Consider the following 18,129-nt stretch of genomic DNA (forward strand, 5'->3'; position numbering starts at 1 on the left):
TTTTTTATTTTTTTGTTAGTACGATTTTTGAATTGTCATGTTTTGCGATTTGTTCTCTAAAGGCTCTATATTCTTCATACTCTTCCTTACTAAAACTACCTGAATCTATAGCTAGAATTCTAATCAATTTTAATTTGTTATTTTCTAATTTAACTAATTTAAAACTATACTTACCGAACTTATTCTCAATTACTAATTCTTCTGGTAAATATTCGATATCATAATTTACAGGCAAGCTAACTTCTACAACATCTTGATCTTGGAATCCTCTAGAAAGCTCAAAATCATACTTTCTATTTCTATATTTTTTCGGAATATTTTCACTTCTATTAAATGCATTTACTGGAAAATATAAGGAGTTACCCGCAGAAGTACAATAGTTTGATGAACTTATACTAAGTTTCTCTACAAACTCAATATTTTCTTGATTTTCATTAACTTCTAGACTATTAATTTTCAATCCGTTAATCCAACCATATCTTTCTTTGTAATGTTTATACAACTTATTTTTATCTTTTTCTCTTCCTAAAAAGGCTTTATTATCATATTGAATACCACCTGACTTAGATTCAAAACCTCCATTTAATTCTCCGTTCTCGGTAATTGAATAATTTCCAATTGTATTTTGATAGCTATCTAAGGTTTTAAATTGATTTGTTTTTAAAACAAAAGCTCCTTCTTCTTTAATAATTAAAGCATATCTATCATCTGTAAAATCTCCTCCGAATGCAAATGGATTTGTTTGACTCGTGCATTCTAAGAAATAATTTTTATCATTATAAGGCAATGTTAAAATAGCATGATTTCCTTGTAGTGAAACAAAATCTTTGTCTAAATCTCTTTTATTTGTGTCCCCATAAATAACCGTATAAAACGATTTCACTCCAACATTTTCTAACAAAATTCTTGTATAATTAGATAAAGCTTTACAATCTCCATAACCTAATCTATCAACATCTTTAGCAGACATAGGTTTCCAACCTCCAATACCTAATTGAATACTAACATATCTTGTTTTATTTTGAACGTACTTGTATATAACTTTAGCTTTTTCAATTGGATCCTTAATATTGTTTGTTATTTTATTAATTTCTTCAACTGTCTCAGCACTTATTTTCGAATCGTCGTAAACTAATTCTTTATACCAAATTTTACCAAATTCGCCCCATGACTTAGCGCTACCTTCAACTCCTTCAAGTGAAAAATTCTCTAAACCAAAAATTACATTTGGGACAATTTCTTTAAAGCTTGGGGAATAATCTTCAGGCTTTTCCGCTACTAAATTCTCTACACTATAACTTATAGAATTTGACTCTTCTGTCTTTTTAATATCATAGCCTTCGAAGTTTAGCTCTTTATATTTAAAACCTAACTCAGGAATAAAATCCAGCTTAAACACCGATTTCTGTACACTTTCGTAGTAATCATCGATAGGATACCAACTTGGAATGAATGCTGTATTAGAACTCGTGACATCGCTTATGTACTCTATCGTAAATGGATACTGTGTAGGTGTGTAATCAAGATAGATTATTCTATTATCTGTAAGCACAGAAAAGCCATCTGCAACACTTTGATCTTTAAAATCCTTTCTTTTAATTTTCTTAACTTCCTTTCCTATAAGATCATAAATAATTGCTTCTATACCATTAACACTTTCTGAACTACTATAATACTCTCTTGCATCAATATTTTTCAAACCATATTCATTTAAGACAGTAATTATCTTTCTCTTTCTAATTCTATATGATTTTTGAGATTTTATTGTTACTTCAATATTTTGATAACGAACTACACTATTAGCTTTTTCCTTAAGTTCTTTAGAAACTGTTAATGGACTAAAATCATTTTGTGAAAAAATCTGACTAAAAGTTAATAGGAATAAAAATATTTTAATTTTCATAAGTACTAATTATATAAACTTAACTCGTTTATTCTTTGTTTTTTGTATCGATTGTAATTGTAACAGGACCATCATTAATTAATGACACCTTCATATCTGCTCCAAATTGACCTGTTTGAATTTTTTTCCCTAATTCACTCTCCATCTTATCAATAAACAATTCATAAATCGGAATAGCAACATCTGGTTTCGCTGCTTTTATATAGCTTGGTCGATTTCCTTTTTTAGTTAATGCATGAAGTGTGAATTGACTTACAACGACAATATCTCCACTAACATCTTTAACTGAAAAGTTCATAACATGATTCTCATCTTCAAAAATCCTTAAATTAATTATTTTAGAAGTCAGCCAGTTAATATCTTCATTTGTATCGGAATCTTCAATACCTACAAAAACAAGCAATCCTCTATCAATATTTGCTACAATTTTATTTTCAATTGTTACAGCTGCTTCTAAAACCTTTTGAATAACAACTCTCATTAATTATGCTTTTCTAGTTTCATCACTTGCTTTTCTATCGTCTGCATAATCATCTGATCTATAATGTTCTTCATCTCCTTCTAATATTTGAAGATAACTTCTATATCTCGACCAAGGAACTTCATCCTTTTCTAATGCATTCTTTACAGCACAATGAGGCTCATCTTTATGCAAGCAATTATTGAACTTACAGTTTTCTTTTAATGCAAAAAATTCTGGAAAATAATCTCCTACTTCTTGTTTTTCCATATCTACTACTCCAAAACCACGAATTCCAGGAGTATCTATTATTTTTGCATCGAAAGATAAATCGAACATTTCAGCAAATGTTGTTGTATGTTGTCCTTGAGAATGAGAGTCTGAAATTTGTTTTGTTTTTAGGTTTAATGTTGGTTCTAAAGCATTAACTAAGGTTGATTTCCCAACTCCGGAATGTCCCGAAAACATTGAAACTTTATCTTTCATTAGGCTTTTCAATTCCTCTAGTCCCTTATTCTCTTTTGCTGAAACACGCAAAGATTTGTATCCAATACTCTCATATGTATATTGCAAAAACAATTGCTCATCTAAAGTAGCATCGTCAAAAGTGTCAATTTTATTAAAAACTAAAATAGCTTCAATACCATAGGCCTCAGCAGTAACCAAGAAACGATCGATAAAACTTGTAGTCGTTGGCGGATTATTTATGGTTATCAATAGAAAAACAATATCGATATTAGAAGCAATGATATGTGTTAGTTTAGAAAGATTTACTGACTTTCTAACTATATAATTTTTTCTATTATGAATATTATTTATAATACCTGTTGTTACATCCGCAGTATCTTCAATTTCATAATCAACCACATCGCCAACCGCAATAGGATTGGTACTTCTTATACCTTTAATTCTAAATTTACCTTTAATACGACAATCTAAAAAACTATCATCTTTTGTTTTAACAGTGTACCAACTTCCTGTTGATTTATATACAAGTCCAGTCATATAGCAAAGATATTGTATCTTTTTTTTAATTAAATAAAAAAAGACTGTTTTTAACAGCCTTTTTTTTATACTCACTTCTATCCATTAACAATCTTCTCCTGATGCGTAATACTTTCTTGGTGAATCGCTTTGAACATATGCATAACAAAATCATTACTCAATCCTTTTTCTTCTCCTTCTAGAATCATTTTTCCTAAAATTTCATTCCATCTTTTATTCTGAAGAATTGCAACATTTTTCTCTTTTTTAAGTTCTCCAATTTTATCTGCAACTTTCATTCTGTTCCCTAAAATCTCCAACAATTTACCATCGAATTCATCTATTTGAGCTCTTAATTTTGTCATTTCTTGATTAAACACCCCTTCATTGTCTGAAACTTTTCTAACCTTCAAATCAACAAACATTTTCTTCAAATCATCTGGTGTTACTTGTTGTGCTGCATCACTCCATGCGTTATCTGGATCGATATGCGTTTCAATAATTAAACCATCATAATTCATATCTAATGCCTGTTGAGAAACTTCATGAATCATATCTCTTCTTCCTGTAATATGAGATGGATCACAAATTAAAGGCAAATCAGGAAAACGATTTTGCATGTCAATTGCAATTTGCCATTCTGGATTATTTCTATATTTAGTCTTATCATAAGTTGAAAAACCTCTATGAATGACTCCTAATTTTTTAATATTTGCATTATAAAGCCTTTCTAAGCCTCCTATCCAAAGTGAAAGGTCTGGATTTATAGGGTTTTTAAGTAATATAATTTTATCAGTTCCTTCTAATGCATCCGCAATTTCTTGAATAGCAAAAGGATTTACAGCTGTTCTAGCTCCAATCCACAACACATCAATATCGTGTTCTATTGCTAATTTCACATGGTTAGCATTTGCAACTTCTGTAGCCATTAAAAGTCCAGTTTCTGCTTTTGCCTTTTGCATCCATTTTAAACCGATAGCTCCAACCCCTTCAAAACCTCCTGGTCTCGTTCTTGGTTTCCAAATACCTGCTCTAAAAATTGAAACATCTGAATCCTTTAACTCATTCGCAATTTGTAAGACTTGATCTTCTGTTTCTGCACTACAAGGTCCAGCAATTACTAAAGGATGTTCTAATTTAAAATCATCTAACCAAGTTCTTAATTCTTTATTATTTTCCATTTTTATTGTTTTTATTGACTACTTTTTTATTAATATTTCTTTTATTCTGTTTGTCTCTTGCATTGTTGTATAGATATCTTCCAATCTTTCTTCTTCTAACAATGTTTTAAAATTCTCTAAATTTGCTATATATTCGGATAATGCTTTTACAACTTGTTCCTTGTTTTGTTTAAAAATCGGTGTCCACATTGCTGGAGAACTTTTAGCTAATCTAACCGTACTTTCAAATCCGCTTCCTGCCATATCAAAAATATCTCTTTGATTCTTTTCTTCCTCAATCACTGTCTTTCCAAGCATGAAAGAACTAATATGAGAAAGATGCGACATATATGCAATATGCTTATCGTGTGACAAAGGATCCATATAACGAATTCTCATTCCAATATCTTTGAACAATTGAAGTGCTTTTTCTTGAAACACAAAAGCTGTTTTTTCAACCTCACAAATGATGTTAGTTTTTTCTAAGAACAAATTAGTTAAGGCAGCTTCTGGCCCAGAAAATTCTGTTCCTGCAATTGGATGTGTTGCAATGAAGTTCCTTCTTTTATCATGACTTTTCAAGGCTTCACAAATTTCAAACTTGGTTGAACCAACATCAAAAACAATAGCATTATTATGAATTTTACCCAAAACATCATTCAAAACAACTACCGTTTTATCTACAGGAACAGCTACAATTATCCAATCTGCAAGAGCTATATCTTCAAACGTTGCTTTATGATCTATTATTCCTAAATCTAAAGCTTTATGTAAATGTTGCTCATCATTATCGATACCATATATCACCGCATTTTCACACTTCGTTTTTATATCTAAAGCAAACGAACCTCCTATTAACCCTAAACCTATTATAAAAAAAACCTCTTTATTTTCCATTAAAATCGACTTAAAGCTTCATTAATCTTTTCTTCATTGACACAAAGCGAAAAGCGAACATATCCTTCTCCATTCGTTCCAAAAATATTTCCAGGAGTGATAAATAGATTTTTCTCATGAAGTATTTCATCTATAAAATCTTCTGATAAAATTCCGATTGGTAGTTTTGCCCAAACAAACATTCCAACTTGATTTTTATTTACTGTTACTTTTAATTTATCACATAATAAAAAAATTAAATCTCTCCTCCTTGCATACACTTCGTTTAATTCATTAAACCATTCTTTATTGAGCTTTAATGCTTCAATCGCTCCTTTTTGAAGTCCGAAAAACATACCACTATCCATATTACTTTTCACTTTCAAAATAGCTTCAATATTCTTACTACTTCCCATAACCATTCCTATTCTCCAACCCGCCATATTATATGCTTTGCTCAACGAATTCAACTCTATAGCAATATCTTTAGCACCTTCTACTTGAAGTATTGATAACGGTTGTTGATTTAAAATCATACTATACGGATTATCATTTACAATTAGAATATGATGCCTTTTTCCAAATGCAATTAATTTTTCAAAAAGAATACTATTCGCCTGAGTTCCTGTTGGCATATGAGGATAACAAACCCACATTAATTTCACTTTTGACAAATCTTCTTTTTCTAACGCTTCAAAATCGGGACACCAATTATTCTCTTCCTTTAAATCATATAACATTGTTTTTGCACCTACAAGATTTGAAACCGATTGATATGTTGGGTAACCTGGATTAGGAACTAAAACAGCATCTCCTTCATTTAAAAAAGTCATTGCAATATGCATTATCCCTTCTTTAGATCCCATTAAAGGCAAAACTTCAGAAGCAACATCAATGTCAACATTAAAATTTGTTTTATAAAAGTCCGAAAAACCTCTTCTAAGCTCAATCAAACCTTGATAACTCTGATACATGTGTGCATTAACCTCTAAAACTGATTGTTGTATCGCTTCAATTACTAATTTATGTGGTGGTAAATCTGGACTCCCAATTCCCATATTAATAATTGGCTTTCCGTTAGAAATTAATTGATTAACTTCTTTTAGCTTTTTTGAAAAATAATATTCTTCAACTGTGTGTAATCTATTTGCTGTTGCTATCATTGTATTCCTTTTTTATATTCTCCTAATACTTTAAAATGTGTTGTCATAATTTCTAAAATTTCTTTAGCCTTTTCATAGTAACGATATCGTTCGAACACAACATCTACAAAAAATGAATACTTAAATGGTGTTTCTATTACTGGTAAAGACTGTATTTTAGTTAAGTTCAACTTACAATTATTCATTACATTTAGTACAGTTGCTAAACTTCCTGGAGTATCATCTAATTCGAATTTCAATGAAACTTTATTTATCTCTTCTTTTGGAATTTCTTTATTTTGAGCCTTCACAATAACAAATCTTGTTTTATTACTCTTTATTGTATGAATTCCAGCTGCTATAATTTCTAAATCGTACATTTCCGCAGCAATTGGAGCTGCTACTGCTCCAATACCTTTTAAGTTTTCTCGCTGAATTCTTTGTGCCGTCTCCGCAGTATCTATACTTTCTACTAACTTTATATGAGGATATTGATTAAAGAAAACCATGCACTGCAACAGAGCAATAGGATGAGAATGTACTTCTTTTAAATCTTCAATCTTCTGACCTTTTAAAGCCATTAAGTTCATATGAATATCTAAGTAGTATTCTCCAATAATGTGCAGTTCGTTTTGATCTATCAAAGCATAATTTGGCAATATTGAACCCGCTATAGAATTTTCTAAAGCCATTACTGCCTTGTCTGAATCATTTATTTTCAAGCTCTTAACAACATCACTAAAAGAAGCGCACTCTTTTAAAAGTATTGAATTTCCAAAATATTGGTTAGCCACCTGATGGTGAAAAGAACCTTGAACCCCCTGTATTGCAATGTTTAGTTTCATAATTTTTGAGCAAAAAAAAATCCCGATTAAAAAATCGGGATTGAATGTTATATTTTATAATTTCTTACATTTAAATAATAGCATGACAATCCCAACCTCTATACCAGAAGTAATAAAAAGAATTGTTAAAAAAAATCGCTGTTGCCAACATTATTATGCTATTTGTATTTTGAAGTTGCTAATGTATAAAAAAAATCTTTCCAAAATACTTTTTCAAAAAAATATTTTTAATTTAAAAAACTTTACTTTTGCTAAAACCTGAATTATTATGTCTATTGAAGTTCAAAATATTTCTAAAAGCTATGGTGAACAAAAAGCACTAGATAGCATTTCTTTCTCAATTAAAAAAGGAGAAATTGTTGGTTTTTTAGGACCTAATGGAGCTGGAAAATCTACTTTAATGAAAATTTTAACCACTTATATTGTTCCAGACATAGGGACAGCAAAGGTTAATTCTTTTAATATTGAAACCGAATCAAAGTCCGTTCAAAAGTCGGTTGGCTATTTACCAGAACACAATCCACTATATTTAGATTTATATGTTAGAGAATATTTAGCCTTTAATGCTGATGTATATAAGGTAGATAAATCTAAAATAGATGACGTTATTAAATTAACTGGATTAACTCCTGAAAGCAACAAAAAAATAGGTCAGCTATCTAAAGGTTACCGACAAAGAGTTGGAATTGCTTGCGCATTATTGCATGATCCTGAAGTTTTAATTTTAGACGAACCTACAACGGGTTTAGACCCTAATCAATTAGTTGAAATTAGAGAACTAATTAAAAATATCGGAAAAGACAAAACAGTTTTTCTTTCTACTCATATTATGCAAGAAGTAGAAGCTATTTGTGATAGAGTAATAATCATTAACAATGGTAAAATTGTTGAAGACAAAAATCTCAAATCATTAGTTAATGAACAAACTACTCAAATTATTACTGTTGAATTTGACAAAGTAATTGTTTCTGATGATTTAAATGATTTAGAAAACTTAGTTTCTATCACATTTATAAATCAAAATCAGCTAGAATTAACTTTTGATACTACAATTGACATGCGTTCCTCTGTTTTTGATTTCGCAAAAGAGAAAAACTTAAAAATACTTCAATTGAATCAAAAAAATAAAAACTTAGAACAAATCTTTAGAGAAAAAACATCTAAGAAATAAAAAATGGTTACAACTACTAATTCAAAAGTTGTAACCATTTTAATAAAAATCTAAATCGATTTTAATCTTGAGTCTCGTTATATTTTTTGCTCAAATCATCTAATTCATCATAGATAACAGACAAAGCATATTTAGACAACTCAGCATCCAAAACATCATTGTAAATAAAGTCTTGTTCAGAAAAGCCATAAAATGTTATCGCTTTTTTAATATATTCTACAGCAGCTTCTTTCTTTTCTAACTTAAAATAACAATTAGCTATTTCAACATAAACATTTTTGAGGGCAAGTTCTTTTGTTGAGTTTAAGTACTTATTATAAGTTTTAATTGCTTCTTTATAATTCTCACTTATACTATATTCTTTCGCTTTAATCAAAAGAGGATCTTCTACATTTGCAAAATTCATTTGAAATGCAAATAAAAACACTACAATTAGGGAAATTTTTTTCATGTTTGTTTGGGTTATTTATTTATAGTAATATTAATAAATAATCCTCACAAAAAAAAATGAGTTTCATTGAAAAAGAGAGCCATTAAAAATGTTATTCATAAAAATTTAACATATTATTCTATTTAAAACTAACAAAATATCCATAAAACTGCAAATAAAAAAGCATATACGGGTAAAAATCAAAAAAACTTTAATAAATTCGCAAAAAACAAAAAAAAGCGCATTTTATCTAAAAAAACACACTTTTCATCGGTAAAACCCTGAAAAACCTAAAAAACTCTAAAACACAGCTTTAGCAATAGTTTTCACATTTTCAGCTTTTCCCATTGAATAATAATGCAAAACTGGAAGCCCAGAACTCAAAAGTTCCTTACTTTGAGTAATACACCATTCAATTCCTATTTCTTTTACTGCATCATTGTCTTTTGCTTTTACAATTTCCATAATTAAATCGTCTGGCAAATCGACTTTAAAACGATGCGGAATTAAATTCAATTGTTTTTTAGTTGCAATTGGCTTTAGACCTGGAATTATTGGAACCGTAATTCCAGCAACTCGACACTTAGTCACAAACTCAAAAAAACGTTTATTATCAAAAAACATTTGCGTAATAATATATTCCGCTCCGTTTTTTATTTTTTGCTTTAAAAAATGAATATCACTATCCATACTTGGTGCTTCCATGTGTTTTTCTGGATAACCCGCAACTCCAATACAAAAATTTGTATTGTTTGAATTTTGTAAATCTTCATCTAAATAAATTCCATTATTTAAATTACTAATTTGAGTTACTAATTCAGATGCATACGAATGTCCTTCTTTATCCGGCTTAAAATAAATCTCACTTTTCACAGCATCTCCACGAAGTGCAACAACATTATCTATTCCTAAAAAATCTAAATCGATAAGTAAATTTTCTGTATCTTCTTTTGTAAATCCTCCGCAAAGAATATGCGGAATAGCATCAACATTATATTTATTTTGAATGGCCGCACAAATACCTACAGTTCCAGGCCTTTTCTTTACAATTTTTTTCTGTAATAATCCGTTTCCTCTTTCCTTAAACTCATATTCTTCTCTATGATAGGTTACATCTATAAAAGGTGGATTAAATTCCATTAAAGGATCTATTCCATCAAAGATAGATTGAATATTTTGCCCTTTCAATGGTGGCAATATTTCAAAGGAAAACAAAGATTTTCCATTTGCGTTTTGTATATGTTCTGTTACTTTCATCTTTTATGTTAAAAGTTTGAAAATCGAAAGTCGAAAGCTATTTAAAAACCTTATGACATTTGACTTTATGACTAATTTAATCTGCTATGTTTGGTGCAAGCCATTTTGTAGCTTCTTCTAATGTTATATTTCTTCTTTTGGCATAATCTTCAACCTGATCTTCTTTTATTTTTCCCAATCCAAAATATTTACTTTGAGGATTTGCAAAATAATATCCTGAAACCGAAGCCGCTGGCCACATTGCCATACTTTCCGTAAGCGTTACTCCAATTTCTTTTTCTACATTTAACAATTTCCAAATGGTTGGTTTCTCTAAATGATCAGGACAAGCTGGATAACCTGGTGCTGGTCTTATACCTTTATACTCTTCTTTTATCAACTCATGGTTAGATAAACTTTCATTGGAAGCATAGCCCCAAATTTCTTTTCTAACTTTCAAATGCAAATATTCCGCAAAGGCTTCAGCAAAACGATCTCCAAGTGCTTTTACAAGAATAGCATTATAATCGTCTAATTCTTTTTCAAATTCTGCTGCTTTTTCATCTACTCCAAAACCTGTAGAAACACAAAAACACCCCATGTAGTCTTGTTTCCCTGTTTCTTTTGGCACAATAAAATCAGATAAAGCGATGTTTGGTGCTCCAGCAGTTTTCTGAGATTGTTGACGTAGCGTTAAGAAATTCTCAACTCCGTTAGAAGTTACAAGTTCAATATCATCATCGTTTACTTGATTGGCTGGAAAAATTCCTAAAATTCCTTTTGCGGTGAACCATTTTTCTGAAGTTATCTTTTTCAACATAGCTTGCGCATCGATAAACAAATTTGTCGCTTCTTCACCAACAACTTCATCAGTAAGAATAGCTGGATACTTTCCGAATAATTGCCATGATTGAAAAAAAGGAGTCCAATCGATAAAGTCAATCAATTCAGCTAAATCAACAGAAATCGTTTTTGTTCCAATAAAATTCGGCTTTACAGGCTCAAAAGCTTCCCAATCTATTTTAAATTTATTTTTTCTTGCTTCTTCAATAGCATGGAAATTTTTCTCTCTACTTCTATTTAAATAACCATCTCTAAGTTTATCATATTCTTCTCTTATTCCTTTTACATAGGAAAACTTAGTTTCTGTTTGCAGTAAATTACTTGCAACCGTAACTGCTCTTGATGCATCATTAACATGCACAACCGTTTGTCTATATTCTGGAGCAATTTTTACTGCTGTATGTGCACGAGAAGTTGTTGCTCCACCAATCATTATAGGAATCTGAATATTCAGCTTATCCATTTCTTTCGCCAAATAAACCATTTCATCTAGAGAAGGCGTTATTAAACCACTCAACCCTATAATATCAACATTTTCTCTAATTGCTGTTTCAATAATTTTTTCCGGAGAAACCATTACTCCTAAATCAATGATTTCAAAGTTATTACACCCTAAAACAACCGCAACAATATTTTTACCAATATCATGTACATCACCTTTTACCGTAGCCATTAATACTTTTCCTGCACTTGACGACTTACCTACTTTTTCTTCTTCAATAAAAGGAAGTAAATAAGCAACTGCTTTTTTCATTACTCTTGCTGACTTTACAACTTGCGGCAAGAACATTTTTCCGCTACCAAATAAATCTCCAACAACATTCATTCCTGCCATTAAGTTTACCTCGATAACTTCAATTGCTTTTAACGCATCTTTTCGTGCTTCTTCAACATCATTTTCTATAAACTCGTCGATTCCTTTTACTAATGAATGCGTTAAACGTTCTTGCACAGAACCACTTCTCCATTCTGCTATCGCTTTTTCGTTAACTTTAAAATCTCCTTTAAAACTTTCTGCTAAATCTAAAAGTCGTTCGGTAGCATCATCTCTTCTGTTTAAAATTACATCTTCAACATGCTCCAATAAGTTTTTATCAATTTCATCGTAAATCTCTAACATTTCGGGATTTACAATCCCCATTGTCATTCCGTTTTGAATCGCATAATACAAGAAAACAGAATGCATGGCTTCCCGAACCGTATCGTTTCCTCTAAAAGAGAATGAAACATTACTTACTCCTCCAGAAATTCCTGCATGAGGCAAGTTTTCACGAATCCATTTTGTAGCTCTAAAAAAATCTAATGCATTTAATCGGTGTTCTTCCATTCCTGTTGCAACAGGAAAAATATTGGGATCGAAAATAATATCTTCAGCTGGAAATTTCACCTCATCTACCAAGATATCATAGGAACGTTTACAAATTTCTATTCTTCTTTCATAAGTATCTGCCTGACCATCTTCATCAAAAGCCATGACAATTACAGCTGCACCATATCTCTTTATTAATCTAGCTTGATGTCTAAAATTATCTTCACCTTCTTTTAAGGAAATCGAATTTACTACTCCTTTACCTTGAATTACTTTTAAACCTGCTTCGATTATTTCCCATTTGGAACTATCGACCATAACAGGAACACGAGCAATATCTGGTTCGGCAGCGATAAGATTTAGAAACTTCGTCATTGCGTAAACACCATCAAGCATTCCTTCATCCATATTAATATCGATGATTTGCGCTCCTCCTTCTACTTGTTGTCTTGCAATATCTAATGCTTCATCATATTTTTCTTCTTTAATTAAACGAAGAAATTTTCTAGAACCTGTAACATTCGTTCTTTCTCCTACATTTATGAAATTGCTTTCTGGAGTAACGATTAATGGTTCTAGACCCGATAATTTTAAATATTTTTTACACACACCTTCTTTCATTATGCTTCAACTTGTATTTTTCTAGGTTTAAATTCTGCTGCAACATCTGCAATCAACTTTATATGTTCTGGAGTTGTTCCGCAACAACCACCAATAATATTTACCAAACTATCTTCTAAATATTCTCGAATGAGCGCTTGCATTTCTTCTGGTGTTTGATCGTATTCTCCAAATGCATTTGGCAAACCCGCGTTTGGGTGTGCCGAAATATTCAGTTGTGTATTATGTGCTAATCTTTTCAAATAAGGTTTTAACTGATCGGCTCCAAGAGCACAATTAAAACCAACAGACAACAAAGGAATATGTTCTATTGATATTAAAAAACCCTCTACCGTTTGACCAGATAACGTTCTACCAGAAGCATCGGTAATTGTTCCAGAAACCATAATTGGTATATCAATTTGCCTTTCTTCTTTAACTTCTTCTATTGCAAACAAAGCTGCTTTTGCATTTAAAGTATCGAAAATAGTTTCTACCAAAAGAAGGTCGCAACCACCATCTATCAAAGCTTCTACTTGTTGTTTATAGGCGATTCGTAAATCATCGAAAGTAACAGCACGATAACCTGGGTCATTAACATCTGGACTCATACTTGCTGTTCTGTTTGTTGGACCAATTGCACCAGCTACAAAACGAGACCTATCTGTAAACTCATCTGCAACTTCACGTGCAATTTTAGCCGATTGATAATTTAATTCATAAACTAAGTCTTCCATGTGGTAATCAGCCATTCCAATTGTAGTTCCAGAAAACGTATTGGTTTCTACAATATCTGCTCCTGCTTGAAAATATAATCGGTGAACTTCTTTTACTGCTTCAGGTTGTGTGATAGACAATAAATCGTTATTTCCTTTTAACGGATGCTGAAAAGCTGCAAATCGTTCTCCTCTAAAATCTTCTTCAGAGAAATTATAGCGTTGCAACATGGTTCCCATTGCTCCATCGAGAACAAGAATTCTTTCTTTAATTGCTTGATTAATTTTTGACATATTTCAGTTAATAGTTTACGGTTAACAATAGACAAAAAGTCAATTGTTACCAAAAAATCGACATAAATCCCTTATAGCCCTGATGGAAACGACATCCTTTTTTTAGATTACAATTAAGCGTAATAAATAATCTAAAAAAAGATATAGTGAACAGCAGGAAAATAGTTTCTAAAACAGCGCAAAACATCCGCTTCAATTAATTGCAAGCTGAAAATTATACAAAATGATAATCATGAAAAATGGAAAAAAACCAAGTTATCTTTGCCTAAACACTGAAAAAAATCAGCACTTAAACTAGAATGTAGCACCTTCTACAAGAAGTAGGGTTGCTAAGCTTTCAACGGGTCTATTCCCTCCAGCTTTCATGATAACAACATACTATTTAAGAACATTACAAATGTAATCATAAAATTAATTTTTAGAAATTATATCTATATTTTTATAATTTTATTTTATAAATTAGTTTTAAAAACTAATTAAAACAAAAATAACAGTTAATTAATCTGTGTTTTTAATTTAACGCTTGAGATAAATCGTTAATAATATCTTCTACTGTTTCTAATCCAACTGAAACACGCACTAAACCATCAATAATACTCACTGCCAATCGTTCTTCTGTTGACAATTTACTATGTGTAGTTGAAGCAGGATGTGTTACAATACTTCTTGTATCTCCTAAATTAGCAGACAGTGAACAAAACTTTATTTTGTCTAAGAATTGTCTTCCTTTCTCTATTCCTCCTTCAATTTCGAATGCCACAATATTTCCACCTAATTTCATTTGCTTTTTTGCTACTTCATATTGCGGATGCGATGGTAAAAAAGGATACTTTACCCTTTTTACATTTGGATGTGACTCTAAAAAATGAGCTACTTTCAATGCATTTTCGCAATGTTTTTCGACACGAATTGCTAATGTTTCTAAACTTTTAGACAACACCCAAGCATTAAACGGAGACATTGCTGGACCTGTGTTTCTAGAAAACAAGTAAATCTCCCTTACTAATTCTTGATTACCAACTACAACTCCGCCCAAAACTCTACCTTGACCATCTATTAATTTGGTTGCAGAATGCACGACAAGATCTGCTCCAAATTTAATTGGATTTTGAAGATAGGGTGTTGCAAAACAATTATCTACAATTAAAATAAGATTATGTCTTTTTGCAATTTGCCCTAAATAATCTAAATCTAGAACATCAACAGCTGGATTTGTTGGCGATTCTGCAAAAAGTATCTTGGTGTTTGGCTGAATGAAACTTTCTATTGTTTCTGGCTTATTTATATCAAAATAACTAGTTGTAATATTCCATTTCGGAAAATACTTTGTAAATAATGTATGTGTTGACCCAAACACACTTCCTACCGAAACAATATGATCGCCCGCATTTAATAAAGCCGCAAAAGTACTATATACTGCCGCCATTCCTGTTGCGAAAGCACAACCATCTTCTGCCTGTTCCATTTGACAAATCTTCTCTACAAATTCGGTTGTATTTGGATTTGAAAATCGGCTATAAATATTTCTAACTTTTTCCTCCGCAAATGAAGAACGCATATCTTCTGCATCTTCAAAAACAAAACTTGAGGTTAAATATAACGGAACCGAATGTTCTAAATGTTGTGAACGTTCTACTTGTGTACGAATGGCTTGTGTTTCGAAACCAAAATCTTGCTGACTCATATAGTTGTTTAGTTGTTTAATCGTTAAACTGTTTAAAAAAACATTACGAATTAAATATTGGTTATTAATTTTTTTCTGCTAATCTTAGTATATCTCCAAAAACACCTCTTGCTGTAACAGAAGCTCCTGCTCCTGCTCCTTGAATCACAATTGGTCTTTCCCCATAGGATTCTGTATAAATTTCAAATAGAGAATCGGATCCTTTTAATTGTCCTAAAGCTGAATTTTCTGAAACAGAAACTAATTTCACTTCTAAGACTCCTTTTTCTTTTTGCAAATCGCCCGATAATTCACCTATATATCGCAATACATGATTTGGTTCTTGCCCTTCTTTTATTTGTTGATATATTGGATTAAACTCTTCTATTCTTTCAAAAAATTCATCTTGAGAAATAGTTTGTAAATGTTCTGGAATTAGATTGTCGATTTTAATTTCGTCGAATTCGTTTTGCAAGTCGAGTTCCCTTGCTAAGATCAACACTTTTCTTGCCACATCGTTTCCACACAAATCTTCTCTAGGATCAGGTTCTGTATATCCGCTATCTACCGCTTCTTGAAGTACATCGCTAAAGTTTTTATTTTCATTAGAAAAGGTATTAAACAAATAACTCAATGAACCCGAAAAAACGCCTTTAATTTTTGTGATATTTTCTCCTGACAAATGCAATAATTTAATTGTATCAATCAAAGGTAAACCAGCGCCAACATTGGTTTCATATAAATAGTTCTTTTGATTTTTCTCAATAGTTTTACGTAACGCCTTATAGAAACTATAACTTAAAGTATTCGCTATTTTATTTGAAGAAACCAAATCGAATCCGTTTTCGATTAAATAAGAATAGTTTTCTACAAATGTTGCACTTGCTGTATTATCTATTGCAATTAGATTTTCTAAATGATTTTCTCTTGCATATTTTACCACATCTTCTACCGAATATTCACTACCATTATCCGCTATAGCCGTTTTCCAATCGTTATTTAGTCCGTTATTATTTAGTAGCACTTTTTTAGAGTTTGCAATTGCAAAAACATTCAAAGCAATATTTTTTCTTTTTTCTATCGCTGAAGCAGAATTTAATATTTGATTGATTAATGTCCCACCAACTAATCCGTGACCAAAAACCGCGATGTTTATTTTCTTTGAAACACCGAAAATTTCACCATGAATTACATTTAATGCGCGTTTTAAATCTCCTTTATGAATCACTAGACTTATATTTCTTCCTGTAGTTGTATTATTAAATAATATAGGAACAATTTTATTTTTAATTAATGCCGTGTAGGGTTTATGAAACGTACTCAAATCTTGACCAATTATTGAAATTACTGCGATGTTATCGTTTACGGTAATTCCGTTTACATCTTTAGTATAAAAATCATTTTCAAACTCTTTCTCTAGCTCTATTAGCGCTTTCGAAGCTTTGTCTGATTCTACAACAATACCAATACCTCTTTCTGAAGAACCTTGAGAAATGATACTAACACTAATATTATTATCACCCATTACTCTAAAAATCCTTGCATCAACTCCTGTTTTTCCTAAAAGACCACGACCTTCTAGGTTAATAAGTGAAACATTATTTAAAATAGAAAGTGATTTTATTCCTTCATCAGTTTGCTCAGCCGTTATAAGCGTTCCATAACTATCGGGATTAAAAGTGTTTAATATTCGTAAAGGAATATTTTTTTCCACTAAAGGAATTATTGTTTTTGCATGTAGAATATTTGCTCCAAAATTGGCTAATTCATTCGCTTCATTAAAAGACAATTTCTCAATTTTTCTTGCATTTACTACTAATTCTGGATTAGCTGTAAAAATTCCATCTACATGTGTATAGTTCTGAAATTCTTCCGCATCTAAATAATTTGCCAATAATGAAGCCGTATAATTACTACCGTTTCTACCTAAAGTTGTAGTTTCGTTACTCACCGTAGAGGCAATAAAACCTGTTACAATATTTACACCTTCTGGCTGATTATTAAAAAATTGAATACTGTTCTTTTTAGAAATTATATCTAAAGGTTGTGCGTTACCAAAAATGGCATCGGTTTTTATTAATTGACGTGCATCTACAAAATTGGCTTTTACTTTTTTCTCATTTAACACATGAGTTAAGTATTTTGCAGAAAGCAATTCACCAACTGCTACAATTTGATCTTTAATTCGCGGACTATAATCTCTCAATAAACTAACGCCTTCTAATAGTTTTTCTAATTGATGAAATTCTTCTGCAAAGACATCTTCTTTTATTTCATTTTGCTGATATTCTTTAAAAGACTCTAAATCTTTCTCATAATTATCGCCTTTTTGAGCTTTCTCTAACAAATCAATTAATTCGTTTGTTGCATTTGCTCTTGCAGAAACTACCACAACTATCGATTCGTTACTGAAAAATTTTTGAGCAATTATTTGAATTACTTTTGATAAACCTTCTCCATTTGCTAGAGATTTACCTCCAAACTTTAATATTTTCAT

General features: G+C 30.9%; 14 protein-coding genes and 1 riboswitch. Of the genes, 1 reads left to right on the forward strand and 13 read right to left on the reverse strand.

Features of this window, described 5'->3' with window-relative positions; genetic code table 11:
• Window positions 1–4: 4 nt before the first annotated feature.
• From L2Z92_RS04250 to L2Z92_RS04280, 7 genes are all read right to left on the reverse strand, one after another.
• Window positions 5–1,903 carry a DUF3857 domain-containing protein gene (locus L2Z92_RS04250; protein WP_236457601.1) on the reverse strand — a complete coding sequence of 633 codons (1,899 nt, stop codon included), beginning with the start codon at window positions 1,901–1,903 and terminating at the stop codon, window positions 5–7.
• 28 nt (window positions 1,904–1,931) lie between these two features.
• Complete coding sequence (dtd, locus tag L2Z92_RS04255; protein WP_236457602.1) at window positions 1,932–2,384, reverse strand: D-aminoacyl-tRNA deacylase; 453 nt, start codon at window positions 2,382–2,384, stop codon at window positions 1,932–1,934.
• Between the two features lie 3 nt (window positions 2,385–2,387).
• Window positions 2,388–3,368, reverse strand: coding sequence for a ribosome small subunit-dependent GTPase A (rsgA, locus tag L2Z92_RS04260; protein ID WP_236457603.1), 981 nt, complete (start codon window positions 3,366–3,368; stop codon window positions 2,388–2,390).
• A 77-nt stretch (window positions 3,369–3,445) separates the two neighbouring features.
• A complete protein-coding gene (locus L2Z92_RS04265) occupies window positions 3,446–4,528 on the reverse strand; it encodes a bifunctional 3-deoxy-7-phosphoheptulonate synthase/chorismate mutase type II (RefSeq protein ID WP_236457604.1) in 1,083 nt (360 codons plus the stop codon).
• Between the two features lie 18 nt (window positions 4,529–4,546).
• Window positions 4,547–5,404, reverse strand: a complete 858-nt coding sequence (locus tag L2Z92_RS04270; RefSeq protein ID WP_236457605.1) for a prephenate dehydrogenase — start codon at window positions 5,402–5,404, stop codon at window positions 4,547–4,549.
• Window positions 5,404–6,546, reverse strand: coding sequence for a pyridoxal phosphate-dependent aminotransferase (locus tag L2Z92_RS04275; protein WP_236457606.1), 1,143 nt, complete (start codon window positions 6,544–6,546; stop codon window positions 5,404–5,406). Before L2Z92_RS04275 ends, L2Z92_RS04270 begins: the two co-directional genes overlap by 1 nt.
• Complete coding sequence (locus L2Z92_RS04280; protein ID WP_236457607.1) at window positions 6,543–7,370, reverse strand: prephenate dehydratase; 828 nt, start codon at window positions 7,368–7,370, stop codon at window positions 6,543–6,545. The genes L2Z92_RS04275 and L2Z92_RS04280 overlap by 4 nt, the downstream gene beginning before the upstream one ends.
• A 268-nt stretch (window positions 7,371–7,638) precedes the next feature.
• Between L2Z92_RS04280 and gldA the strand changes: the two genes are divergently transcribed.
• Window positions 7,639–8,541 carry a gliding motility-associated ABC transporter ATP-binding subunit GldA gene (gene gldA, locus L2Z92_RS04285; protein ID WP_236457608.1) on the forward strand — a complete coding sequence of 301 codons (903 nt, stop codon included), beginning with the start codon at window positions 7,639–7,641 and terminating at the stop codon, window positions 8,539–8,541.
• A gap of 61 nt (window positions 8,542–8,602) precedes the next feature.
• Here gldA and L2Z92_RS04290 read toward each other — a convergent pair whose 3' ends face one another.
• The 6 genes from L2Z92_RS04290 to thrA all read right to left on the reverse strand — a co-directional run bounded on the left by L2Z92_RS04290 (window position 8,603) and on the right by thrA (window position 18,129).
• The gene (locus tag L2Z92_RS04290; RefSeq protein WP_236457609.1) at window positions 8,603–8,992 is read right to left on the reverse strand and encodes a tetratricopeptide repeat protein; all 390 of its coding nucleotides are present in this window, start codon (window positions 8,990–8,992) and stop codon (window positions 8,603–8,605) included.
• A gap of 279 nt (window positions 8,993–9,271) precedes the next feature.
• Window positions 9,272–10,228, reverse strand: a complete 957-nt coding sequence (gene metF, locus L2Z92_RS04295) for a methylenetetrahydrofolate reductase [NAD(P)H] (RefSeq protein WP_236457610.1) — start codon at window positions 10,226–10,228, stop codon at window positions 9,272–9,274.
• Between the two features lie 76 nt (window positions 10,229–10,304).
• Window positions 10,305–12,980 carry a methionine synthase gene (gene metH, locus L2Z92_RS04300; protein ID WP_236457611.1) on the reverse strand — a complete coding sequence of 892 codons (2,676 nt, stop codon included), beginning with the start codon at window positions 12,978–12,980 and terminating at the stop codon, window positions 10,305–10,307.
• The gene (locus L2Z92_RS04305; protein WP_236457612.1) at window positions 12,980–13,969 is read right to left on the reverse strand and encodes a homocysteine S-methyltransferase family protein; all 990 of its coding nucleotides are present in this window, start codon (window positions 13,967–13,969) and stop codon (window positions 12,980–12,982) included. The genes metH and L2Z92_RS04305 overlap by 1 nt, the downstream gene beginning before the upstream one ends.
• A gap of 252 nt (window positions 13,970–14,221) precedes the next feature.
• Window positions 14,222–14,343: riboswitch (SAM riboswitch) on the reverse strand.
• Between the two features lie 137 nt (window positions 14,344–14,480).
• Window positions 14,481–15,653, reverse strand: coding sequence for a trans-sulfuration enzyme family protein (locus tag L2Z92_RS04310; protein ID WP_236457613.1), 1,173 nt, complete (start codon window positions 15,651–15,653; stop codon window positions 14,481–14,483).
• Window positions 15,654–15,717: 64 nt separating this feature from the next.
• On the reverse strand, window positions 15,718–18,129 hold the full coding sequence (gene thrA, locus L2Z92_RS04315; RefSeq protein ID WP_236457614.1) for a bifunctional aspartate kinase/homoserine dehydrogenase I: 2,412 nt from the start codon (window positions 18,127–18,129) through the stop codon (window positions 15,718–15,720).

Source organism: Flavobacterium jumunjinense (assembly GCF_021650975.2).
Taxonomy (GTDB): Bacteria; Bacteroidota; Bacteroidia; order Flavobacteriales; family Flavobacteriaceae; genus Flavobacterium; species Flavobacterium jumunjinense.

What these genes read in the sequence shown, in the direction of transcription:
- L2Z92_RS04275 (WP_236457606.1), bottom strand. Translation starts at nt 6,546, where the DNA reads ATGATAGCAACAGCAAATAGATTACACACAGTTGAAGAATATTATTTT.
- rsgA (WP_236457603.1), bottom strand. Translation starts at nt 3,368, where the DNA reads ATGACTGGACTTGTATATAAATCAACAGGAAGTTGGTACACTGTTAAA.
- metF (WP_236457610.1), bottom strand. Translation starts at nt 10,228, where the DNA reads ATGAAAGTAACAGAACATATACAAAACGCAAATGGAAAATCTTTGTTT.
- L2Z92_RS04290 (WP_236457609.1), bottom strand. Translation starts at nt 8,992, where the DNA reads ATGAAAAAAATTTCCCTAATTGTAGTGTTTTTATTTGCATTTCAAATG.
- dtd (WP_236457602.1), bottom strand. Translation starts at nt 2,384, where the DNA reads ATGAGAGTTGTTATTCAAAAGGTTTTAGAAGCAGCTGTAACAATTGAA.
- metH (WP_236457611.1), bottom strand. Translation starts at nt 12,980, where the DNA reads ATGAAAGAAGGTGTGTGTAAAAAATATTTAAAATTATCGGGTCTAGAA.
- L2Z92_RS04310 (WP_236457613.1), bottom strand. Translation starts at nt 15,653, where the DNA reads ATGAGTCAGCAAGATTTTGGTTTCGAAACACAAGCCATTCGTACACAA.
- thrA (WP_236457614.1), bottom strand. Translation starts at nt 18,129, where the DNA reads ATGAAAATATTAAAGTTTGGAGGTAAATCTCTAGCAAATGGAGAAGGT.
- L2Z92_RS04265 (WP_236457604.1), bottom strand. Translation starts at nt 4,528, where the DNA reads ATGGAAAATAATAAAGAATTAAGAACTTGGTTAGATGATTTTAAATTA.
- L2Z92_RS04305 (WP_236457612.1), bottom strand. Translation starts at nt 13,969, where the DNA reads ATGTCAAAAATTAATCAAGCAATTAAAGAAAGAATTCTTGTTCTCGAT.
- gldA (WP_236457608.1), top strand. Translation starts at nt 7,639, where the DNA reads ATGTCTATTGAAGTTCAAAATATTTCTAAAAGCTATGGTGAACAAAAA.
- L2Z92_RS04250 (WP_236457601.1), bottom strand. Translation starts at nt 1,903, where the DNA reads ATGAAAATTAAAATATTTTTATTCCTATTAACTTTTAGTCAGATTTTT.
- L2Z92_RS04270 (WP_236457605.1), bottom strand. Translation starts at nt 5,404, where the DNA reads ATGGAAAATAAAGAGGTTTTTTTTATAATAGGTTTAGGGTTAATAGGA.
- L2Z92_RS04280 (WP_236457607.1), bottom strand. Translation starts at nt 7,370, where the DNA reads ATGAAACTAAACATTGCAATACAGGGGGTTCAAGGTTCTTTTCACCAT.